Origin of the sequence: Agrobacterium leguminum (assembly GCF_015704895.1) — a bacterium.
Classification (GTDB): Bacteria; Pseudomonadota; Alphaproteobacteria; order Rhizobiales; family Rhizobiaceae; genus Agrobacterium; species Agrobacterium leguminum.
This window is the reverse complement of sequence record NZ_JADQWB010000004.1, coordinates 218479-238811: the sequence shown is the minus strand read 5'-3', so window position 1 is coordinate 238811 and position 20333 is coordinate 218479. Positions and strand designations below refer to the sequence as shown.

Annotated in this window: 19 protein-coding genes and 1 tRNA gene; 14 read left to right on the top strand and 6 right to left on the bottom strand. The window is 57.7% G+C overall.

Features of this window, described 5'->3' with window-relative positions; all coding sequences use genetic code 11:
- Positions 1-16 precede the first annotated feature (16 nt).
- The 3 genes from I3J13_RS08605 to I3J13_RS08595 are packed head-to-tail and all read right to left on the bottom strand — an operon-like array spanning position 17 to position 3290.
- Positions 17-1144 carry an iron-containing alcohol dehydrogenase gene (locus I3J13_RS08605; RefSeq protein WP_196378544.1) on the bottom strand — a complete coding sequence of 376 codons (1128 nt, stop codon included), beginning with the start codon at positions 1142-1144 and terminating at the stop codon, positions 17-19.
- Positions 1141-2097 carry a 4-hydroxythreonine-4-phosphate dehydrogenase PdxA gene (gene pdxA / locus I3J13_RS08600; RefSeq protein ID WP_196378543.1) on the bottom strand — a complete coding sequence of 319 codons (957 nt, stop codon included), beginning with the start codon at positions 2095-2097 and terminating at the stop codon, positions 1141-1143. The genes I3J13_RS08605 and pdxA overlap by 4 nt, the downstream gene beginning before the upstream one ends.
- Entirely contained in the window at positions 2094-3290 is a 1197-nt protein-coding gene (locus tag I3J13_RS08595; RefSeq protein ID WP_196378542.1) for a sialidase family protein, read from the bottom strand. Before I3J13_RS08595 ends, pdxA begins: the two co-directional genes overlap by 4 nt.
- Positions 3291-3613: 323 nt before the next feature.
- Here I3J13_RS08595 and I3J13_RS08590 point away from each other — a divergent pair, with 323 nt between their 5' ends.
- The 6 genes from I3J13_RS08590 to I3J13_RS08565 all read left to right on the top strand — a co-directional run bounded on the left by I3J13_RS08590 (position 3614) and on the right by I3J13_RS08565 (position 9852).
- The gene (locus I3J13_RS08590) at positions 3614-5122 is read left to right on the top strand and encodes an ABC transporter substrate-binding protein (RefSeq protein WP_196378541.1); all 1509 of its coding nucleotides are present in this window, start codon (positions 3614-3616) and stop codon (positions 5120-5122) included.
- 76 nt (positions 5123-5198) lie between these two features.
- The gene (locus I3J13_RS08585) at positions 5199-6113 is read left to right on the top strand and encodes an ABC transporter permease (protein WP_035262398.1); all 915 of its coding nucleotides are present in this window, start codon (positions 5199-5201) and stop codon (positions 6111-6113) included.
- Positions 6114-6128: 15 nt separating this feature from the next.
- Positions 6129-7052 (top strand): ABC transporter permease, encoded by a 924-nt coding sequence (locus I3J13_RS08580; protein ID WP_196378540.1) that lies wholly within the window; start codon positions 6129-6131, stop codon positions 7050-7052.
- Positions 7045-8688, top strand: coding sequence for an ABC transporter ATP-binding protein (locus I3J13_RS08575; RefSeq protein ID WP_196378539.1), 1644 nt, complete (start codon positions 7045-7047; stop codon positions 8686-8688). The genes I3J13_RS08580 and I3J13_RS08575 overlap by 8 nt, the downstream gene beginning before the upstream one ends.
- Positions 8685-9566 (top strand): dihydrodipicolinate synthase family protein, encoded by an 882-nt coding sequence (locus tag I3J13_RS08570; RefSeq protein WP_196378538.1) that lies wholly within the window; start codon positions 8685-8687, stop codon positions 9564-9566. The genes I3J13_RS08575 and I3J13_RS08570 overlap by 4 nt, the downstream gene beginning before the upstream one ends.
- A 196-nt stretch (positions 9567-9762) precedes the next feature.
- Positions 9763-9852, top strand: a tRNA-Ser gene (locus I3J13_RS08565).
- A gap of 213 nt (positions 9853-10065) precedes the next feature.
- On the opposite strand, the gene I3J13_RS08560 is transcribed toward I3J13_RS08565, so the two are convergent.
- Both I3J13_RS08560 and I3J13_RS08555 read right to left on the bottom strand, forming a co-directional pair.
- Positions 10066-10236, bottom strand: a complete 171-nt coding sequence (locus I3J13_RS08560; protein ID WP_196378537.1) for a YegP family protein — start codon at positions 10234-10236, stop codon at positions 10066-10068.
- Positions 10237-10378: 142 nt separating this feature from the next.
- Complete coding sequence (locus I3J13_RS08555; protein WP_196378632.1) at positions 10379-10633, bottom strand: hypothetical protein; 255 nt, start codon at positions 10631-10633, stop codon at positions 10379-10381.
- A gap of 177 nt (positions 10634-10810) precedes the next feature.
- Here I3J13_RS08555 and I3J13_RS08550 point away from each other — a divergent pair, with 177 nt between their 5' ends.
- The 5 genes from I3J13_RS08550 to I3J13_RS08530 all read left to right on the top strand — a co-directional run bounded on the left by I3J13_RS08550 (position 10811) and on the right by I3J13_RS08530 (position 17957).
- Positions 10811-11428 (top strand): restriction endonuclease subunit S, encoded by a 618-nt coding sequence (locus tag I3J13_RS08550; RefSeq protein ID WP_196378536.1) that lies wholly within the window; start codon positions 10811-10813, stop codon positions 11426-11428.
- A 2-nt stretch (positions 11429-11430) separates the two neighbouring features.
- Positions 11431-12957: a type I restriction-modification system subunit M gene (locus tag I3J13_RS08545; RefSeq protein ID WP_196378535.1), complete on the top strand. Its 1527-nt coding sequence runs from the start codon at positions 11431-11433 to the stop codon at positions 12955-12957.
- Positions 12958-13042: 85 nt separating this feature from the next.
- A complete protein-coding gene (locus I3J13_RS08540) occupies positions 13043-14254 on the top strand; it encodes a restriction endonuclease subunit S (protein ID WP_236000849.1) in 1212 nt (403 codons plus the stop codon).
- Entirely contained in the window at positions 14251-17220 is a 2970-nt protein-coding gene (locus I3J13_RS08535; protein ID WP_196378533.1) for a type I restriction endonuclease subunit R, read from the top strand. Before I3J13_RS08540 ends, I3J13_RS08535 begins: the two co-directional genes overlap by 4 nt.
- Entirely contained in the window at positions 17217-17957 is a 741-nt protein-coding gene (locus I3J13_RS08530) for a YgjP-like metallopeptidase domain-containing protein (protein WP_196378532.1), read from the top strand. The genes I3J13_RS08535 and I3J13_RS08530 overlap by 4 nt, the downstream gene beginning before the upstream one ends.
- A gap of 119 nt (positions 17958-18076) precedes the next feature.
- Here I3J13_RS08530 and I3J13_RS08525 read toward each other — a convergent pair whose 3' ends face one another.
- The gene (locus I3J13_RS08525; RefSeq protein ID WP_196378531.1) at positions 18077-18625 is read right to left on the bottom strand and encodes a recombinase family protein; all 549 of its coding nucleotides are present in this window, start codon (positions 18623-18625) and stop codon (positions 18077-18079) included.
- Between the two features lie 470 nt (positions 18626-19095).
- Between I3J13_RS08525 and I3J13_RS25720 the strand changes: the two genes are divergently transcribed.
- The 3 genes from I3J13_RS25720 to I3J13_RS08510 all read left to right on the top strand — a co-directional run bounded on the left by I3J13_RS25720 (position 19096) and on the right by I3J13_RS08510 (position 20315).
- Positions 19096-19449 (top strand): hypothetical protein, encoded by a 354-nt coding sequence (locus I3J13_RS25720; protein WP_236000847.1) that lies wholly within the window; start codon positions 19096-19098, stop codon positions 19447-19449.
- Between the two features lie 294 nt (positions 19450-19743).
- Positions 19744-19953 carry a cold-shock protein gene (locus tag I3J13_RS08515; protein WP_059759453.1) on the top strand — a complete coding sequence of 70 codons (210 nt, stop codon included), beginning with the start codon at positions 19744-19746 and terminating at the stop codon, positions 19951-19953.
- Between the two features lie 134 nt (positions 19954-20087).
- On the top strand, positions 20088-20315 hold the full coding sequence (locus tag I3J13_RS08510) for a hypothetical protein (RefSeq protein WP_065654520.1): 228 nt from the start codon (positions 20088-20090) through the stop codon (positions 20313-20315).
- The last annotated feature ends 18 nt before the right edge of the window (positions 20316-20333 follow it).

The window sequence follows — 20333 nt, the reverse complement described above, 5'->3', positions numbered from 1 at the left end:
CGCACCGGATTTTTGCTCAGAAGGCGTGGCGGTAAATGCCGAGCACGTCCTCGACGCTCATGTCGACGGGATTATTGTCCATTAGCCGGCGGATGGCATGCGCATCCTCAGCGTAGCGGAGAAGATCGGCCTCAGTCGCGCCATGCCGTGCGAGCGACATTTCGATGCCGAGCCCGGCGCAGAAATCCGTTGCCGCCTTGCGCAGATCATCAGGCGAAAGGTGTTCGCGAAGCCCGAGCGCTCCCGCCACTTCCGCCGTCTTCGCCGAAACCGCAGGCTGGTTGAAGGCCAGAACATGCGGAAAGACGATGGCGTTTGCCAGCCCATGCGGCAGGTTGAGAAGCGTGCCGAGCGGATAGGCGATGGCGTGGCCGGCCGCCGTGTTGACCGGGCCGAGGCAGATGCCGCCATAATAGGAGGCGAGCATCATGCCTTCCCGCGCTTCAGTATCCGCACCGTCGCGGACGGCGCGCGCCAGATATTTGCCGACCAGCGCAAAACCCATGCGGGCGAAACCGTCGATCATCGGATGGGCCTTGCGGTTGGTGAAGGCTTCGACGCAATGGGCCATGGCATCCACCCCGGTTGCCGCCGTTACGGCTGATGGCACGGAATAGGTGAGTTCCGGATCGAGCACGGCGAAATCCGCGATCAGATGAGGGCTTTCGACCGCGATCTTGTTGCCTTTCACCGGGTCTGTGATGAGCGAGCGGATGCCGGCCTCCGAACCGGTGCCGGCGGTGGTGGCGATCTGCACCAGCCGTGTGTCGCGCCCGGCAACCCTGTTCGGCCCTGCCACATCCTCAAGCCTTTGGCCGGAATTCCAGAGTGCCGCGACCAGCTTCGCCACATCCATTACGGAACCGCCACCGAGGCCGATGACGAGATCGGGTTGGGCAGCGCGCGCCGCGGCTAGGGCGGCTTCCAGCGTTGTGGTGTCCGGTTCGCCGGGAATGGCATCGAAGATCGTGAAAGGGCCCTGCAATTGCAGCCGTTCGGCAAATTTTGCCGTTAACGGTGTGGCGATAATCAGGGTCGATGCGGTTTTTCCCGCCCAGGCGCCGACCTGTGAAATGGTGCCGGCGCCAACGGCAAGCCGTCGTGGCTGGTGGATGAGAATGGGAGCTGTCGACATGGTGCTCATTCCTTCCGCTCCTTGCCCGCCACCAGCTTGCGCGCATAGGCGATGGCCGCATTCATGTTGCCGTGATTGGCGATGCCCTTGCCGGCGATATCGAAAGCCGTGCCGTGATCGACGGAGGTGCGGTCTATCGGCAGATCGACCGAGACATTGACGGCGGTGTCGAAAGCGACAAGCTTGATCGGGATATGGCCCTGATCGTGATATTGCGCGACGACGAGATCGAAAGCGCCGGAATAAGCCCGGTGGAACACGGTATCGGCGGAAATCGGTCCCTGCACCTCGATGCCTTCGGCGCGTGCGGCTGCGACTGCCGGTGCGATCTGGTCGTCATCCTCGGTGCCGAACAGGCCGTTTTCACCGCAATGCGGGTTGATGCCGGCAACCGCGATGCGCGGCCGCTCGTAACCGATGCGCTTCAGATGCGCGTTGCCGGCGCGGATGGTCGCCAGCACCCGCTCCGTCGTCGCCCGGCGAATGGCTTCCTGCAGGGAAACATGGGTGGAAACGTGAATGACCTTCAACCGTTCGGAAGCAAGCAGCATATAGGCGGCTGAGGAGCCGGTGAGGCTTCGCAACATGCCGGTGTGCCCGTCATAATGGTGACCGGCGAGGTTCAAGGCTTCCTTGTTGATCGGCGCGGTGACGATGCAGCCGATTGCGCCCGCTTCGGCATCGCGAACGGCCTTTTCGATAAAGCGGAAAGCGGCGTCTCCGGCCACTGGTGACAACGTACCCCAGGGCAGCGGTGCGCCTTCCACAGGCAGGTCGACCACATGTTGAGTGAGATCGATATCAACGCCGAGCGCATCCCGCGCCGCTTCCAGCGTGGCGAGGTTGCCGTAAATCCGCGTCGCCGCGCGATCCGGGGCGGACATTTCTGCGAGCGCCCGCACCGTGATCTCGGGGCCGACGCCACAGGGGTCGCCCATGGTGATGCCAATGATGTCGCTCATCTTTGTCTCCCGTCGTTCTCGTTAGCCCAGCCGGGCGCCAGCCGGACATATTTGATTGCGCGGCGATGATAGGTGTAGCTCGCATGCAGCGTACCGTCCGGCGCTTCCAGAAGCCACGGATAGGACATTTCCAGATTGCGTCCATCAGTCGAATCGTTCGAAAGGCAGGTGCCCGGCCCGTCTTCGATCAGGATCCGGGTGGTAAAACTGCGCCCGTCATCATTGGACAAGCAGATCGAAACCGGCGCGCGCGGCACGCCCCAGACCGGCACACAGCCGCCGCTCGGATCGGCATCCGGCCTGTCGTCTTCCTCTCCCAGCTCGTCATAAAGCGAGGCGCGGCGGTCGCTAGACTGCGCGGCGTTGACGGGGTTGCAGATCATTGCCAGCCTGCCATCGTTGAGACTGATCACGGCAATGGAGGAATTATTGTTGGGCACATCGGTCGGCTGCGGCTTTGACCACGAGCGGCCACCATCGTCGCTTTCCGTGCGATAGACGAAATCGGCCTGACGGCGGCGGAAGAAGGCGGCGTAGTCCGCATTCGTCACCGCGACCGGGCTCATATGTACGCAGCCGGTCGATTCCTGTAATTCCTGCAATTGCCAAGTCGCGCCATTGTCGGTGGATATGCCGAGCGCTGCCGTATCGTGGCTGCCGTTCCATTTCTGGCCGGGGCGCTGGATGCAGCGGAAGATCGGCAGCAGCCAGGCGCCGTCATCGCGGATGCGCAGCGGCGCGCGGATGAAACAACCCTGCGGGAGATCGAGAAAACGTCCTTCCTCGGAAACAAGCTTTTCCGGTGCAGTCGCGTCGCGGTGGATTCGCGCCATACGAATGCGGCATTCATCCTGATTGCCGGAGGGTTGGGCTGTGTGAAACAGCCAGAGAACGCCATCCGGCGCGGTGAAGAGGACCGGGTTCTGTTCGGAATGGGCGGGGTCGTAGCTCAGGCGTTGCGGCGGTCCCCAGCGGGTTGCACCCGCTGTCAGCACGGATGCGAAAATCGAAATATCCGATTTTCCTTCCAGCGTGCCGCCGAACCAGGCGCAGAGCAGGGTGCCGTCATCCAGAAGGTGCAGGAAGCTCGCATGGTTCTGGATCATGGGCGACGGCAGGAACGCTTCCTGCCGGTTTTGCGACACGGCATGGATGGCTCCGGTCATGGCGTGAGCGATGTCATCAGGGGTCATCGTGGTCTCCTCTTGTTCCGATGAAAATGACATATTCGAAAAGTTGTCAAGTTTATTTGATAAAAAAAGAGGATCATATGTTTTTGATTTTTGAAATTAAGATTTTGTTTTTAAATAATAAAAATAGGAGATTCGGCTTTAATAAAAATTGCCCCTGAAAAATAAATTGACAAAAAATGCGATACCGTCGATGCTCTGTCTACGGGTGGAGGAGACAATCATCCGCATGTCATGCTCCTCAATGCAGGAGACGGGGATTTTTCAGATGCCCCTTGCGGCGCGCCGCCATGTTGCTGAATTTCTGAATCTGGGAGGAGAACGGAATGAAGAAGTCATTGATTGCGGGCGCCCTTGTCTTGGGTTCCCTCAGCGCCGCGGTTTCCCCGGTGCTTGCGGCATCGGGGCCGATCAAGATCGTGCTGGCGGAAGAGGCGGACCTGCTTGAGCCCTGCATGGCCACCCGCTCCAATATCGGCCGCATCATCATGGAAAATGTCAGCGAGACGCTGACCGAGCTCGATGTGCGCGGCAAGAAGGGCGTTCAGCCGCGTCTTGCCGAGAAATGGGAGCAGAATGCCGATGGTAGCTGGCGCTTCCATCTGCGTGAAGGCGTGAAGTTTTCCGACGGCACGACATTCGACGCCAAGGACGTCAAGCACAGCTTCGAACGCATCATGAGCGACAAGAACGCCTGCGAGTCCCGCCGTTATTTCGGCGGCATGACCGTGACCCCGTCGATCGTCGATGATCACACGATAGACTTCAAGACCGACCCGGCGCAGCCCATTCTGCCGCTCTTGATGTCGCTCGTTACCATCGTTCCCGAAGAAACCAAGATGGAATTCATCCGCGAGCCTGTTGGCACCGGGCCTTACAAGCTGACCAACTGGACGCCGGGCCAGCAGATTGTGCTCACCGCACGCGACGATTATTGGGGCGCCAAGCCGCAGGTGACGGAAGCGACCTATCTTTTCCGCGCCGATCCTTCGGTTCGTGCCGCCATGGTGCAGACTGGCGAAGCCGATCTTTCACCTTCCATTTCCCAGCTCGACGCTACCAATACGAAGACCGACTTTTCCTATCTCGACAGCGAGACGGTCTATATGCGTCTCGATCACAATATTGCGCCGTTGAACGATGTGCGGGTGCGCCGCGCACTCAACCTCGCCATCGACCGGCAGGCCTTCCTCGGCACGCTGGTTCCGGAAGGTGCTGTGCTGGCCACCGCGCTCGTTCCGCCGACCACGCTCGGCTGGAACCCAGACGTCAAGGTCTTCTCCTATGACCCCGAGGGCGCAAAAAAGCTGCTTGAGGAAGCAAAGGCTGCCGGTGTGAAGGTGGATACGCCGATCACCATCATCGCGCGTACCGCGAATTTCCCCAACGTCACCGAGATCATGGAGGCGATCCAGCAGCAATTGCAGGATGTCGGCTTCAAGATCGACCTGAAATTCGTGGAAGTGGCCGAGCACGAAAGCTATTACTCCAAGCCCTTCAAGGAAGGCCGCGGACCGCAGATCGTCGCCGCCATGCACGACAACTCAAAGGGCGACCCGTCCTTCACCATGTTCTTCAAATATGCGACCAAGGGCACCCAGTCCGGCTTCTCGGATAAGAAGGTGGACGATCTGATCGAACGTGCATCCGCAGCGGTCGGTGACGAGCGCGCCAAGCTCTGGTCGGAACTCATCGCCTATCTGCACGACGATGTGGTGGCGGATGTGCTGTTGTTCCACATGGTCGGCTTCTCCCGCGTTTCGGAACGGCTGGACTTCAAGCCCACCATCGCCACCAACTCGATGCTGCAGCTTTCGGAAATCGGCATCAAATAAGACCCCGCGTCTTGTCAATTGAGAAGCGGCGGCGCGGCGAAAGCTTCGCCGCCGCATTGAAAAACCGGAGGCAACCATGCTGAGCTTCATCCGAAAACGTTCCGTTGCGAGCCTGATCTCCCTGATCGGCCTCATCGTCATGGTTTTCTTCCTGTCGCGCCTGACGGGGGACCCGGCCGCCCTGTTTCTGCCGGTCGAGGCTTCGGAAGAGTTGAAGCAGCAGTTCCGGGCGCTGCACGGGCTGAACGATCCGCTGATGGTGCAGTTCCTGCGTTATGCGGGCGATGTGATGACGGGTGACCTCGGAGAATCACTCAGAAAAGCCCGACCGGCGCTGGATGTGGTGCTGGAGGCTTTCGTCTGGACGCTGTGGCTTGCAGTCATCACCATGTCGCTGGTCACCACCGCCGCCATCGTCATCGGTTCACTTGCGGCTTTCCGCTCCGGCGGCTTCTTCGATCGCATGGCCTCGAGCATCTCGCTCATCGGTGCATCCGTGCCGGATTTCTGGCTGGCGATCGTTGCCATCGTCGTCTTCTCCGTCAATCTCGCCTGGCTGCCCACGTCGGGCACGGGCTCCGTGCTGCACTGGATATTGCCGATCGCGGTCCTGTTCGTGCGCCCCTTCGGCATTATCGTGCAGGTGGTGCGCGGCTCGATGATCGGCGCGTTGTCCTCGGCCTATGTCAAAACGGCACGCGCCAAGGGCGTGAAGTCGGGTCCGATCATCTTCATTCACGCCTTGCGAAACGCCATGCTGCCGGTCATCACCGTCATTGGCGATCAGGCGGCAAGCCTTCTTAACGGCGCGGTCATCGTCGAAACCATTTTCGGTTTTCCCGGTGTCGGCAAGCTGATGATCGATTCCATTCTGCAGCGCGATTTCAACGTCGTGCTGGCCGCCATTCTCGTGACCGCGTTGGCGATCTTCCTGATGAATCTTCTGATCGATATCGCCTATGCGCTCCTTGATCCGCGTATCCGGCACTGAGGAGGCCGTTCAGCCATGAGCCTTTCCAGCGCCGACACCGAGATCATCGCCGAGCCCTCCTTCGCAACGCGCATGCTGCGCATGTTGTGGGCGGATAAATTCGCGCTCTGCGCCGCGATCTTCCTCATCATCGTCATTATCCTCGCTTTTGTCGGCCCTGCCTGGCTTGGCGATCTGGCGACGAAACAGAACCTGCGCGGGCGCAACCTCGCCCCGTTCGACTGGCAGCGCGAGTGGTATTTCTGGCTGGGGGCGGATGCGCTCGGCCGTTCGCTTCTCGCGCGCATTGTCGCTGCCACACAAAACACGATGATGATCGCCGCCGGCGCCGTGCTTCTCTCCGCCGTCACCGGCACCGTGCTCGGGCTGATCGCCGGTTTTTCCTCCAACCGTGTCGGCCAGATCATCATGCGGCTTGCGGATGTGATCATGTCGTTCCCGTCGCTCTTGATCGCGGTCATCGTGCTTTATCTGCTTGGCTCCTCCATCCTCAATCTGATGCTGGTTCTCGCCATCACCCGCATTCCCGTTTACATCCGCACCACGAGGGCGGAGGTGCTGGAGGTGCGTGAACGCATGTTCGTGCAGGCAGCAAGGGTCATGGGCGCATCGGGCAAACGCATCCTGTTCCGCCACATCCTGCCCGTCGTGTTGCCGACGTTGACGACGCTCGCCACGCTCGATTTCGCCTATGTGATGCTGGCGGAAAGCGCACTGTCCTTCCTCGGCATCGGCATCCAGCCGCCGGAAATCACCTGGGGCCTGATGATTTCGCAGGGGCGGCAATATCTCACCAATGCCTGGTGGCTGTCCTTCTGGCCGGGGCTTGCCATCATCCTCACCACCCTGTCGCTCAACCTGCTTTCCAACTGGCTGCGCATCGCGCTTGATCCCGTGCAGCGCTGGCGGCTGGAAATGAAAGGCCGCAAGCATGGCTGACCATCTTCTCGACGTGCGCAACCTTTCCGTGGAGTTCCACACCGCAAGCGGTGTCGTCCATGCGGTGAAGGATGTCTCCTATCATATCGACCGTGGCGAAACGCTGGCCATTCTCGGCGAAAGCGGTTCGGGCAAGTCGGTATCGTCCTCGGCCATCATGAACCTCATCGACATGCCGCCCGGATATATCAGCAGCGGCCAGATATTGCTCGACGGCCAGGACCTTCTGACCATGCCGGCCGAGGCGCGCCGCGAGATCAACGGCCGGCGTATCGCCATGATCTTTCAGGACCCGCTCAGCCATCTCAATCCGGTCTATACCGTCGGCTGGCAGATCCGTGAGGCGATGACCACCCACGGCATGGACAAGGCAAAGGCCGAAGCGGAGGCGAGGCGGCTTGTCGCCCGCGTCGGCATTCCCGACCCGGACGGGGCCTTGAAGAAATATCCGCATGAATTTTCCGGCGGCCAGCGCCAGCGCGTGATGATCGCCATGGCGTTGGCGCTTCGGCCCGATCTCCTGATCGCGGATGAGCCGACCACCGCGCTTGACGTGACGGTGCAGGCCGAGGTGCTTTCGCTGCTCAAGGAATTGCAGCGGGAAACCGGCATGGCCGTGCTCATCATCACCCACGATCTCGGCGTCGTCGCCGAAATCGCCGACCGGGTGGTGGTGATGGAAAAGGGTGTTCTTGTCGAGGCCGGCACGGTGCGCGAGGTCTATCGCAATCCGCAGCACCCCTATACCCGCAAGCTCATCAGTGCAGCACCCGGCAGGGGCGACATGCACGAGCCGCAGGCGGCGGGCGAAGCGCTGCTCAGCGTACGTGATGTGCGCAAGCGTTACGGTGCTTTCGAGGCGCTGAAGGGCGTTTCCTTCGACCTCATGGAAGGCGAAACCATCGCGGTCGTCGGCGAAAGCGGTTCCGGCAAATCGACGCTGGCGCGTATTCTACTTCGCCTCGACGAGCCGGATGCGGGTAGCGCCTTTTGGAAGGGCCGTGATCTCTTCAAGCTTCCGCCTGCCGAACTCTTTGCGCTGCGGCGCGATTTGCAGATGGTGTTTCAGGACCCCACCCAGTCGCTCAATCCCCGCATGACCGTGTTTCAGCTGATTTCCGAGGCCTGGGTCATCCATCCGGAGATATTGCCCAGGGCAAGATGGCGTGAGCGGGTTGCCGAATTGCTGCATCAGGTGGGCCTCTCGCCGGAACATATGCGCCGTTATCCGCACCAGTTCTCCGGCGGCCAGCGGCAGCGGATCGCCATTGCCCGCGCATTGGCGCTGGAACCGAAACTCATCATCTGCGACGAGGCGGTCTCGGCGCTCGATGTTTCGGTTCAGGCGCAGGTTATCGCGTTGCTGGACAAGCTGCGCCGCGAAATGGGCCTCTCCTTCATCTTCATCGCGCATGATTTGCCTGTGGTTCGGGATTTTGCCGATCACGTCATGGTCATGCAGCGGGGAGAGGTGGTGGAGTTCGGCACCGTCCGACAGGTGTTCGAAGCGCCGCGCGAGGCCTATACCCGTGCCCTTCTATCCGCGAGCCTCGATCCCGACCCCGATATGCAATCCCAGCGTCATCCGGCCGCCGCCGGCAACGGCATCGCAAATTCAAGCGGAGTTCTTTCATGAGCAAACAAGCTTTCGTCGCGCTCGTTACCTGTTTCAACGAGGACGAAACCATCAACTACGAAGCGACCCGTGCGCAGGTGCGCCGCCAGGTGGCGGCCGGCAACAACATCATGTGCGCCGGCACCAATGGCGATTTCACCGCTCTAACGCATGCGGAAAAAATCCGGTTGACGGAAGAGGTGGTGGACGAAGTTGCCGGCCGTGCCAAAGTCATCGTGAATGCCGGCATGCCTGCCACATTCGAAACCCTGCAACTTGCCAAAGCCTTCGACCGCATTGGCGTCGACGGTATCGCCGTCATCACGCCTTTCTTCATCGCCTGCACGCAGGATGGCCTGATCCGCCATTTCTCGACGGTGGCTGACGCCGTTGAAACGCCGGTCTATCTCTATGACATTCCCGCCCGCACCCAGAACCACATAGAGCCGGAAACCGCCCGCAAACTCGCCACCCATGGCAATATCGCCGGCATCAAGGATTCCGGCGGCGCTCAGCAGACGCTCGAAGCCTATCTTCAGGTGGCAAAGGAGATGCCCGGTTTCGAGGTCTATTCCGGCCCGGATCACCTCGTTCTCTGGTCGTTGCAGAACGGGGCGGCAGGCTGCATTTCCGGCCTCGGCAACGCGCTGCCGGATGTGCTCGCTGGCATTCTCAATGCTTTCAACGCCGGCGATATCACTAAGGCCGAACGCCAGCAGGCAATCTACGCCGACTTCCGCACCGATCTCTACGCTCTCGGTTTCGCGCCGGCCATGGTCAAACGCTCGCTTTATCTCCAGGACTCTTCCGTCGGCGCCAGCCGCCAACCGGCCCTTCTGCCGGATAAAGCGCAGGACGAAAAAATCCTGGAAATCTTGCGGCGCTATCAACGGCTCTGACGCTGCTACCGAATATGACGCGCACCGCTGCGGATCGTGCGCGTCACTCAAAAACATCCACCAAAACGGCCAGAAGCCGATGCATTTCCCGCGCCTCACCCATGACGAATAATTTGTGACACAAACACGAAATTCCCCTTGTCAGTCACGCCATTGATGTTTAAGAGGGGCGCGCAACGCAAGCGTTCGCGCATGCGGAGAGGTGGCAGAGTGGTCGAATGCACCGCACTCGAAATGCGGCATACCTGCAAGGGTATCGTGGGTTCGAATCCCACCCTCTCCGCCATTTAATCAAAAATTTTGTTAATTTTTAATAGGTTAGCGGTGGGCGACGGCTGCGCCCCACAAAATACCCACATGTTTATTGACGCTACACCAGCGGCTTTGATAGATGGCCCCTAGCGCCGCCTTTAAGCGGGATAAGCGGCTGTTCCATCCTAAAAGCCTGCAACTTTCATATATACCCGGAGGTATGTCTCCGGGTATATATGCCTTAAGGTCAGGTCTTGTCGTAGACCTGTGCTACAGGCGCAATCCGCTTTGCAGCGTCAACGCCACTCTGCGCGGACTGCTTAGACGTGTAGACTTCCGAGTGGCAAATGGTTTCGCCATTGCCCCCCTTCAGGCGCCAAAAATAGCCACCAGAGCTTGCGCGGAGAATCTCGAACATTGTTTGATTGCCCTCCTTGGGGCGAGAATCTAACCCGGCCGAAGCATCCGGGTTATTGATTTTTAAGGAGGGGACCGCTACGATTCGTTTGCTTAGGACGTCCTAGCGGGCTTCGGCCCCGGGTATTCGGAAGTCGGCTGGTTTACGAGACCAGTCGGTTTTCCATCCATGATACCTTTGGAGTCAGATACGGCCCCTTAGGTGGCAGCTCATCCGGGCTTGCAATGACAACATCTGGAAACCGACTTCCGTCCTTGATCTCAGCAATCCTGCCCTGATTTAGTCCAAAGAAAGCTGCGATGTCGTGGTGGCGATCACCACGATCAATCATGCCCTTAATGAGGGACGCGTCGCTTTCCGAAATTGAAAGGCCGCTCGGCCTTGCTCTTGTCTTCATGTATTTCTCCGTTTTGGTCCAACTCTCGGACTCTGCATCCGATTGAGCCAGAATGTCAGAGATTTTCGAGTTGTCAACAGCTGATTTTCTAGATATTCGCAATCGTATTAGAATACGGTAGATTGTTGCGTATTTAGCTTCTTGACATCGTAGGCAAATACGGACACATCATGCGCCATGATTAGTGAAAACATTAGACGCCAACGAGTACTTCGCCTTGGTGACGTTGCCAAGCTGTTCGCTGGCGCCAGCACCTCGCGAAGCGAGAATGCGGAGGGGGTCCCCTTTCCAGTTGTAGGCGTTCGCCACTTAGATGATGGGCTGGTAACACCCAAGTCGGAACTCGACATAATGTCGTTCCCCTCCGAGGCTCGCGCCCTACCATTTCAGTTGCAGGAGGGAGATGTTTTAATCACCGGCCGCGGAACCGTGCTGAAATTTGGCATCGTTGGCGCTGAGACAGCCGGGGCGATTGCGAGTGGCAATATCATTATTGTGCGCCCCGCCCCACCCGTTCGCGGAGAGGTGCTGTTTGCAATTCTCTCTAGTGAGGGTTTCCGTCCGAAGATCGAGGTGCTCCAACGTGGTGCGACTACTCTCTTGTCATTGTCGCCAAAAGATCTCGCAAAACTTGAGATCAGTTTGCCTCCGATTGAGGAACAGGACCTAATCTCCGAATTCGTACGTACGTCATTAGCGACCTATTCAGCAGCCATTCGAGCTGCGACTGCTCGTCGCACGTTAGCGCGTAGCGTTCTAAACACGCGCCTTTTTGGAACAAAGAAGAAAGACTGATCATGGCCAAACTCACCCGCTCGGAGCTCGAAAATCATCTCTGGAAATCCGCCGACATCCTACGCGGCTCCATCGATAGTTCCGACTATAAGATCTACATCTTTGGCTTTCTGTTTCTGAAGCGCCTGTCTGATCGCTTCGAGGAAGAGGCTAAGGAAGCCATACGTCAGGGTCTGCCGGAAGATGTCGCCTACAGCGACCCCGATGAGCATGAATTTTTTCTAGTTGAACGTGCGCGCTGGTCGTCGATCAAAAAGCTGACGACAGGCATTGGCGACCACCTCAACAAGGCATGCGCCGCGATTGAGGACGCTAATCCCTCGATTGAAGGCGTGCTGGCCAATATCGACTTCAATTCCGAATCGCGGCTTGGCGATGCCAAGAACCGCGAAGGCGTACTGTCCCGTCTGATCGACCATTTCTCACGTATCGACCTGTCGAATGCCTCTCTGTCCGAACCGGACATGCTTGGTCGCGCATATGAATACCTGATCGACAAGTTCGCGGACGACGCAGGCAAGAAGGGTGGTGAGTTCTATACTCCTCATCACGTTGTGCGGCTGATTGTCGAACTGCTGGACCCCAAGCCCGGCATGCGGATCAGCGACCCCACTTGCGGCTCAGGCGGCATGCTGGTTCAGGTTGCAGAGCATGTGGCGAAACTTGAAGGCAAGCGGCTGGGCGAAGCGCTCAACATCACGCTGCACGGGCAAGAGAAGAACCTTGGCACATGGGCCATCGCCAAGATGAACCTGCTGCTGCACGGGCTGCGGGATGCGCGAATTGAAAAGGGCGATACGATCCGTAACCCGCGCCTGCTCGATCAGGACGGCAACCTGTTCCTTTATGATCGCGTCATCGCCAACCCGCCATTCTCGCTGGATAGCTGGGGTGCGGAGGACGTTTCAGGCGACACCGAGAAAAAGGGCCATAACCGGTTCATCTATGGTATTCCCCCTAAGAACATGGGCGACCTAGCCTTCGTTCAGCACATGGTGGCGACACTCAACGCCACGGGTGTGTGCGGCGTCGTGATGCCTCATGGTGTGCTGTTCCGCGGCTCGGGCGACGGCCGCATTCGAGAGGCGATGCTGAAAGCCGATCTGTTTGAGACGATCATCGGCCTGCCCGAGAACCTGTTCGCGGGTACTGGCATTCCAGCGACCGTTTTGATCCTCAACAAGGCGAAGGCACCTGAGCGCAAGGGCAAGGTGCTATTCATTAATGGTGCGAAAGAATTCATATCTCAGCCGAAGAAAAATATCTTAGGTGAAGAGAACATCACGCGTATTTTCAGTGCCTTCCAAGCATGGACGGATGAAGAGCGTTTCAGTCGCGTTGTTGACTTGAAGGAGATCGGAGAGAACGACTTCAACCTCAATATCTCCCGTTACATTGATACGCTCGAGCCGGAAAAGCCTATCGATGTGCAGGCTGAACTTGCCAAGCTTTGGGATGCTGAAAGAACTCGGGACGATGCTGCGGCTCGTATGAACAACCTGCTCAAGGAGATGGGTTATGTGGGATAACCGCCCTTCCGACTGGGAGGTTCGGCGGCTCTCGGACATTACCAAACGCATAACTCGCAAGAATGACGGTGCTGGTCATCCAGTAATGACCATTTCTGCCAAGCGTGGCTTTATGCTTCAGTCCGAAAAATATAGTCGCGATATGGCAGGGCAAAGCGCGGAGCGTTACATTCTGCTGAAAAGAGGAGAGTTTGCTTACAATAAAGGAAATTCTCAAACAGCCCCACAGGGATGTATATTTAAACTGGACGTTGATAGTGCTGTAATTCCGTTCGTATATTATTGCTTCTCCCTCGCAAACGACATCGACGCTGGCTATGCCGCCCACGCCTTTCAAAATGGCGTCCTTAACAGAGAACTGGCGCGGGCAATCAACTCAGGTGTTCGAAACGACGGCCTCTTAAATCTACCCGCCGAAGATTTTTTCCGTTGCCAAATTGCCGTTCCACCGCTTCTCGAGCAGCGCGCAATTGCAGAAGTCATGGATGCGCTAGAGGCAACTATAGCCCAAACAGATGCGCTGGTTGCGGCGCTGGTTGACGCCAAGTACGCCACCATGCGCGAATTGCTTACGCGTGGAATTCGGCGCGAAAAGGCACCGATGAAGCCTTTACCGACGCGCTGGATCCTTGGGCGAGTGGCCGAAAGTGTCACGCATATCCCGGCAGATTGGGAACTGGTGACACTGGCGAAGGTAGCCAAGCTCGAAAGCGGACACACACCAAGCCGAGACAAGGCAGAATATTGGAACGGTGAAATCTCATGGTTGTCGCTCGCCGACACCGAGGCTCTCGACGCGCTCGAAGTCGATCAAACTGCCGAATGCGTCACCCCAAAGGGCATAGAAAATTCCTCAGCGCGCATTCTGCCCAAGGATACCGTGGTGTTTTCTCGTACGGCAACGGTAGGCAAGGCCTCGCGCATGAAGCGCCCTATGGCGACCAGCCAGGACTTTGCAAATTGGGTCTGTGGGCCAACTCTTGTACCGGCCTACCTCGTTCAGGTTTTCCGCCACATGGAACGCGAGTGGGATCGCCTCCAAGAAGGTAGTACTCACCAGACCATCTACATGCCGGTCTTCAAGAAGCTCCAGATCTTGCTGCCATCGGCGACCGAGCAGCAAAAGATCGCGGACGTCGGCGAAGCATTTGACATGCGGATCGCGAAAGAACGTGAGACCCGCAAGGTGCTGGCCCAAAACCGGGATGCACTAGCTCAGGAACTGCTCTCAGGGCGCATTCGCCTCCCAGAAAGCATCATCGGGCGGCATCGTAACAAAGCTGGGCAAGCGGCATGAACGAGACCAATGAACAGCTTGAGCGCGAATGGGTAGAGGAGCCGGCGACGGACCTGCTGCGGGTGTTGTTCGACTATAAGCCCTTGTCAGCAGAAGACGTGCGACGGTTGCGAGATGGTCTGGCTACAGAACCGGTTCTGACGGTTCGCCTTGCGGAATGCCTGAAGCGCCTTAATCCGTGGCTTGGTGATGACGACGTTCGCCGAGCTGTTGCCGCAGTCACGCGCGTTACCGCCGTCGATGTGATGGCGGCTAATGAGAGCGCCTATACGGCCCTCACCTACGGCGTCACGGCCCCCCATACGGAAGGCGGCAGACGACAGGACCGCAATGTGCAGTTCTTCGATTTCGATGATCCATTCGCCAATACGTTCGAGTTCGCCCGCCAAGTCGCCATCAAGGGCGCTCGTCAGGACATCATCCCCGATATCGTCGTTTACGTGAACGGTCTCCCGCTCGCGGCCATCGAATGTAAATCGCCGTCACTGGCCGACCCGATGGGTGATGCGATCCGCCAGTTCCGTCGTTACGAAAGCCGGGATGAGTTCGCCGGGCTTGGCGCTCCCCGCCTATTCGAGACGGCGCAGATTTCCATTGCAGTGGCGCGCGATGTAGCGAAGTACGGCACGACGCTGACGCCTGCTCGGCAATGGGCTGAGTGGAAAGACCCCTATCCGCTCACCCTTGATGCGCTCGCGGCCCAATTGGGCCGAACACCAACCGGACAAGACGTCTTGCTCGCCGGGCTTCTCGCCCCGGCCAATCTGCTCGATCTCATCCGAAACTTTGTGATGTTCGAGACCATTGACGGGCGGCGTATCAAGAAGCTGGCTCGCTATCAGCAGTTCGTTGCCGTTGGAAAGGCGATTGAGCGTATCCGGACCGCACCCAATCCGCAGCGCCGTGGCGGGGTCATTCACCATACACAAGGCTCCGGTAAATCGCTGACGATGGTGTTTCTCGCGACTAAGTTGCGCCGCCTTCCCGAAGCTGAAAATCCGACGATTGTCATCGTCACGGATAGAACCGATCTTGATGATCAGATCACCGCGCAATTCCAGCGTTCAGGATTTGCGAACCCCATACAGGCAGAAAGCGGAGATGGGCTGCGGAAGGCTCTGTCGGGCGGTGCTGGAACGACAGTTCTGACGACCGTCCATAAGTTTCACAGCGCCGTGCCGAAACACTCATCAGTAATCTCCAAGGCGCGGAACGTCTTCGTGATGGTCGATGAAGCGCATCGGACGCAATATGGCGCGCTTGCCGCCCGTATGCGCGCAGGACTGCCCAATGCTTGCATGGTCGCCTTCACCGGCACGCCCATCGACAAGAAGGACCGCAGCACCCGCGAGGTCTTCGGCGATTATCTACACCGCTACCTGATCGACCAAGCTGTGAAGGATGGAGCGACCGTCCCGATCTATTACGAGATGCGCGATGCCCGCATTAGGATCGATGGACGCGATTTCGAAAGAGAAATTCGAGCAGCATTTCCGGAACTATCCGAAGACGAGATTGCGAAACTCAGACGCGGCACCGCGCTTCAGGAGAAACTAGCTGGAGCGCCCGCCCGGATCGAGGTAGTCGCCAAAGACATACTAGAACACTACCGGAGCACGATTGAGCCAAATGGGTTCAAGGCACAGATCGTGGCTGCCAATAGAGACATAGCGGTTACTTATGTCGAATCGTTGCGGAGGCTGGGCGCGCCGGAATGTGCGCTCATTATGTCCGCATCGAATAATGACAGCGCCCGGTTGCAAGCCCATCACCTGTCTAAGCGCGAACGCGACACCTTGATAAGCCGGTTCAAGAAGCGCGACGATCCGCTGAAAATTCTGGTCGTGTGCGACATGCTGCTGACTGGCTTCGACGCGCCCGTGGAGCAGGTTCTGTACCTTGATGCGCCGCTGCGCGAGCATACGCTTTTGCAGGCCATCGCCCGCGTGAACCGTACCGCTGACGGCAAAACCTATGGACTGGTAGTGGACTATTGGGGAGATAACCGACGCATCGCAGATGCCTTGGATATGTTCTCCGACGAGGATGGCATAGCCAGTGCGCTCCGTTCGCTGTCTGAGAAAATTCAGCTTCTTGAAAGTCGGCACAGAGCAGCCATCCGGCTCTTCGAAGGCCTTAGCCGTCAGGACGATAACGATTGCGTTGAACTGCTGCGTCCGGATGACATACGCGCCAAATTCGAACTCGACTTCCTACGTTTTGCAGAGGCCATGGACATGGTCTTGCCTGCCCCCAAGGCATTGGACGAACCCTATCCGTCCGACTTGAAGTGGCTATCGCGGATTCGCGTCCTCGCCCGTCGCGCCTATCATGAGGAACCGTTTGACCCCAAGGACTACGGTGCGAAGGTGGGCGAGATCATCACCAGCCACCTCTCGGTAACGGGTGTCGAGCAGTTGCTGGTGAAGTTCGATATTCTCGACCCTGCCTTCCGGCCACATCTTGAAAGCCTACGGTCGAGCGATGCCAAGGCTGCCGAGATCGAGCACGCCATCCGCCAAGAAATCCACGTCCACCGGGACGAAAATCCTACGGCTTACGCCTCGCTTTGGGAGCAGTTGGAACGGATCGTTAACGACAGGCGAGAAGCTCGTGTGTCCGCAGCGAGCGCCTTGACCCAGCTTGAAGCAATGGTGGGGCAAGCCGCAGATATTCGCTCACGCGCGGGAGGCAGGAGCGATGGCCTCACTGGAACGGCTGCCGCCATCCTGCCCTTCATTGACACCTATCTGCCCGAGGCCGAACGCTGTCGGAGCGCTGCCAATATCACCAAGGCGCTCGAAGAATATACCGACGTCGTTGATTGGCATCATAAGGAGGACGTGCAGCGGCAGATGCGCCGATCTATCAAGGAGCAGTTACGTAGTTTAGGATTGGACGCGCACAAGGTCGAAGCCACGACGGCGAAGATTATGGATGTCGCCCGCGCGAGGTATGTGGAGTGACAGACGCCGCTAAGCATTCCATTGTCTTTGGTGGTGAAACGTTCGCATTTCTGATCGAGAGGACAGCGCGCCGGAAAACTGTGGCGATATCGGTTGGCTTCGATGGAGTGCGCGTCCTCGCACCCTCAGACTTGGATGATGATCGCGTCCTTGGAATCGTTAGCAAGAAAGGCGCTTGGCTACTTCGCAAACAGGCGGCGTACCGCGAACTTGGCGGGCAGCCGGTTACAAAGGAATTTGTGAGTGGCGAGACCTTCCACTATCTCGGCCGCCAGTATCGCTTGAAGCTCATTCCTGACGAAACCGCCGTCACGACCCGGATTGCCGCGAGAGGTTCAACACTTATCGCGCCGGTGCTGCCGAGTGGACATGCATCGGTCCAGCGTGCCGCTGTTCGCAGTGGTCTCAGGCACTGGTATCGAGCCCATGCGATCCTGCATTTTCCTGCCCGTGCGCGAATGATCGCAGAAACGCTTGGCATTCCGACACCACCCGTCAAAGTCGTTGACCAGTCCAAGCGCTGGGGAAGTTGCGATTCACGGGGACGCATCCGCCTCAACTGGCGCTTGGTGATGGCTCCGATGCCGCTGGTCGACTACGTTATTGCACACGAGGCTTGTCACGTTCTTGAGCACAATCATTCACGGCGATTTTGGCGGTCGTTGGAAACGATCATGCCGGACTACGAAGATCGTTTAAGAAGGCTTGATAGAATGGGCCATCTTTTTTTATGGTGAAAGCTAGCTGGTTTTAGGCAATTAATTCGCTGAGTTTGGATAAATGAACGCCAGAAAACTAGAGAAATGGCTTTGGCCTGCAAGGCAGCCTGGAGCAGACGTAGGCGCTAAAATCAAATTTAATTGGCTCTGTTTAGTATCCGGTATACTTGCATTCGGGAGCAACGCATTTCCTGGGCTATTTTGGTGACTCCCACTCCCCGAGCGCGGAGTTCGTGGACGAGTTGGGGGTCAATGCGTATTTTTCCGCCTTGATACACGCCAAGCCTTTTCGCACGTTCGATACCTTCGCGCTGACGTTCCTTTATGAACCGCCGCTCCATTTGGGCGACCATCCCGAGAACAGTCAGAATTACTTTGCCCATTTCCCCCTTGGTGGAAACATTTGGTTCAAGGACAGTGACGTGGGCACCGCGCTGTTCGCAATCGTGAACAATATTTAAGACGTCGCGTGTGTCGCGTCCGAGGCGGTCTAGTCTCGTTACGATTAATTCGTCTCCTTTGCGCAAAAATTCTATAATGGTCGCTAACTCGGTTCGGCCTTGACGGCTTGCACCGGAAACCTTTTCGCACCGAATGATTTGGCAGCCTTCGGCTACAAGCCGCTGTTGCTGAATCTCTAAATCCTGATCGAGCGTGCTGACGCGCGCATACCCAATTCGTGCCATATGTCACCTCAAGCTTTAAGCTTGACGCTACCCTGTCACAAATAGTCGATGTCAACCCCGATGTTACGTTCGCAAGTATAACCCGCTGAGTGTCACATCAGGGTATACCCTGATGCGAGCCGTCATCGCGGTATTTTGTGGGCAGTCAGGTTCTCTTATCAAGCGACGGATTTGCGCCCCCAGTTCGGAACGTTAGCATAGCGATTACATGCTCACTAAAGCAGTCTTTTTTTAAGGGATCGGAAATTAACAGGCATGTTTCGGGCGACCGCGGCGGGAAAGCTGCATTCCCACCGGGCCAGCAGCTTTAGGCGGCAGTGCAGCTTTATGTCGATACTCCTTCACTCCTCCGAAGCGAAGATCGCATGTATCGATGAACGTTCAAAATTAGCCCTCCTTGGTTGATGTTAATGGTTTTACAGAGCGCAAATCTCTGTACGCGTCGGACGTCGAAGCTACCCCGCCCCTATATGACCTTAATTGAAGGATTGCCAAACAGGCGGGTCGGCCTCATCATCATGCCTTCGGCAGCCATTAAAACGGGCGCTGTCGCTTTGGGCTTTAATGCCCGTGCCCGCAATCTGAAAGGAGGACCCATGTCTTCCAGCATTCACGCCGTCGATTTCAATTCCGGCAGCAATCGTATTCTCAACCAGATGCTTCATAAGGCCGGATATGTCACGGCGAGGATGAAACCGCTGTCAGGAGCGCTTGCAAGTCAATCACGCGCTGTCTTGCTCCGGTTCATGTCCGGCGTCATTCGCCAGGGAGACACTGATTTTCCGTCGGGACCGGAGTCCATTTCCGCTGCCGGACGACCGTGATTCCATGGCTGAACCTGGCGTGGGGTTACGTTCCCAGCCCTGTTTCCGGAGTCTAGAGTGTGAAACGGCACCCCGAAATTACAACTAAATGCTGAGAGTGCTGGAGCGCAAAAACTAAAAGTTGACAATCGGATATTGACGACCTATATGTTGAACATCGATATTTGCTTGCTTAGCTTTGGTTATCGCGCGTCTGGCACCGTGCCCTGAACGAGCCTTTTCTCTCAAAAATCGCTATCGCATCTGCAACGCCGCGGGCGTTGTGGTTCTCTTATTGCCATGAAAGGGTTCATCATGACCACTGGCACAGTTAAATGGTTCAATTCCACCAAGGGCTTCGGCTTCATCCAGCCTGACAATGGCGGCACCGATGCGTTCGTCCATATCTCGGCCGTCGAGCGCGCCGGAATGCGCGAACTCGTTGAAGGCCAGAAGATCGGCTACGACCTCGAGCGCGACAACAAGTCGGGCAAGATGTCGGCTTGCAACCTGCAGGCTGCCTGATCATCCCGGTATCCGCTCTCCGTTGACCACGGATGTACTGGCACTGTCGAGAGCCATGATACCAGCAGGTCAGGCAAATTGCCTGGCCTTTTTTGTTGCCGCGGCACCTCGCGGCGTTCAATCCGGAAAAACCCATGTCACAGACACACAGCAAATCCCGTCAGAAGGCGGAGATTGCCTTTGCCAATACCCAATCGCAATTCTTCGCCCGCAACAGCGCCGTCGATGAACTCGATTCTCTCGTTCTGGCCCGCGAGGAAAAGACGCGGCGGCTTCGTGAAGCGCGTCTTGCGAAAGAATTGAAGGACCGAGAGGCGGCGACCGCCTTTCTTCTCGAGAAACGGCGGGCCAAGACGGTCTGATCTGCCCAGCACTCTCTC

Excerpts from the sequence above, each read along its gene's own strand:
- I3J13_RS08605 (WP_196378544.1), bottom strand. The coding sequence starts at position 1,144 with ATGAGCACCATGTCGACAGCTCCCATTCTCATCCACCAGCCACGACGG.
- pdxA (WP_196378543.1), bottom strand. The coding sequence starts at position 2,097 with ATGAGCGACATCATTGGCATCACCATGGGCGACCCCTGTGGCGTCGGC.
- I3J13_RS08595 (WP_196378542.1), bottom strand. The coding sequence starts at position 3,290 with ATGACCCCTGATGACATCGCTCACGCCATGACCGGAGCCATCCATGCC.
- I3J13_RS08590 (WP_196378541.1), top strand. The coding sequence starts at position 3,614 with ATGAAGAAGTCATTGATTGCGGGCGCCCTTGTCTTGGGTTCCCTCAGC.
- I3J13_RS08585 (WP_035262398.1), top strand. The coding sequence starts at position 5,199 with ATGCTGAGCTTCATCCGAAAACGTTCCGTTGCGAGCCTGATCTCCCTG.
- I3J13_RS08580 (WP_196378540.1), top strand. The coding sequence starts at position 6,129 with ATGAGCCTTTCCAGCGCCGACACCGAGATCATCGCCGAGCCCTCCTTC.
- I3J13_RS08575 (WP_196378539.1), top strand. The coding sequence starts at position 7,045 with ATGGCTGACCATCTTCTCGACGTGCGCAACCTTTCCGTGGAGTTCCAC.
- I3J13_RS08570 (WP_196378538.1), top strand. The coding sequence starts at position 8,685 with ATGAGCAAACAAGCTTTCGTCGCGCTCGTTACCTGTTTCAACGAGGAC.
- I3J13_RS08560 (WP_196378537.1), bottom strand. The coding sequence starts at position 10,236 with ATGTTCGAGATTCTCCGCGCAAGCTCTGGTGGCTATTTTTGGCGCCTG.
- I3J13_RS08555 (WP_196378632.1), bottom strand. The coding sequence starts at position 10,633 with ATGAAGACAAGAGCAAGGCCGAGCGGCCTTTCAATTTCGGAAAGCGAC.
- I3J13_RS08550 (WP_196378536.1), top strand. The coding sequence starts at position 10,811 with ATGATTAGTGAAAACATTAGACGCCAACGAGTACTTCGCCTTGGTGAC.
- I3J13_RS08545 (WP_196378535.1), top strand. The coding sequence starts at position 11,431 with ATGGCCAAACTCACCCGCTCGGAGCTCGAAAATCATCTCTGGAAATCC.
- I3J13_RS08540 (WP_236000849.1), top strand. The coding sequence starts at position 13,043 with ATGACCATTTCTGCCAAGCGTGGCTTTATGCTTCAGTCCGAAAAATAT.
- I3J13_RS08535 (WP_196378533.1), top strand. The coding sequence starts at position 14,251 with ATGAACGAGACCAATGAACAGCTTGAGCGCGAATGGGTAGAGGAGCCG.
- I3J13_RS08525 (WP_196378531.1), bottom strand. The coding sequence starts at position 18,625 with ATGGCACGAATTGGGTATGCGCGCGTCAGCACGCTCGATCAGGATTTA.
- I3J13_RS25720 (WP_236000847.1), top strand. The coding sequence starts at position 19,096 with ATGACCTTAATTGAAGGATTGCCAAACAGGCGGGTCGGCCTCATCATC.
- I3J13_RS08515 (WP_059759453.1), top strand. The coding sequence starts at position 19,744 with ATGACCACTGGCACAGTTAAATGGTTCAATTCCACCAAGGGCTTCGGC.
- I3J13_RS08510 (WP_065654520.1), top strand. The coding sequence starts at position 20,088 with ATGTCACAGACACACAGCAAATCCCGTCAGAAGGCGGAGATTGCCTTT.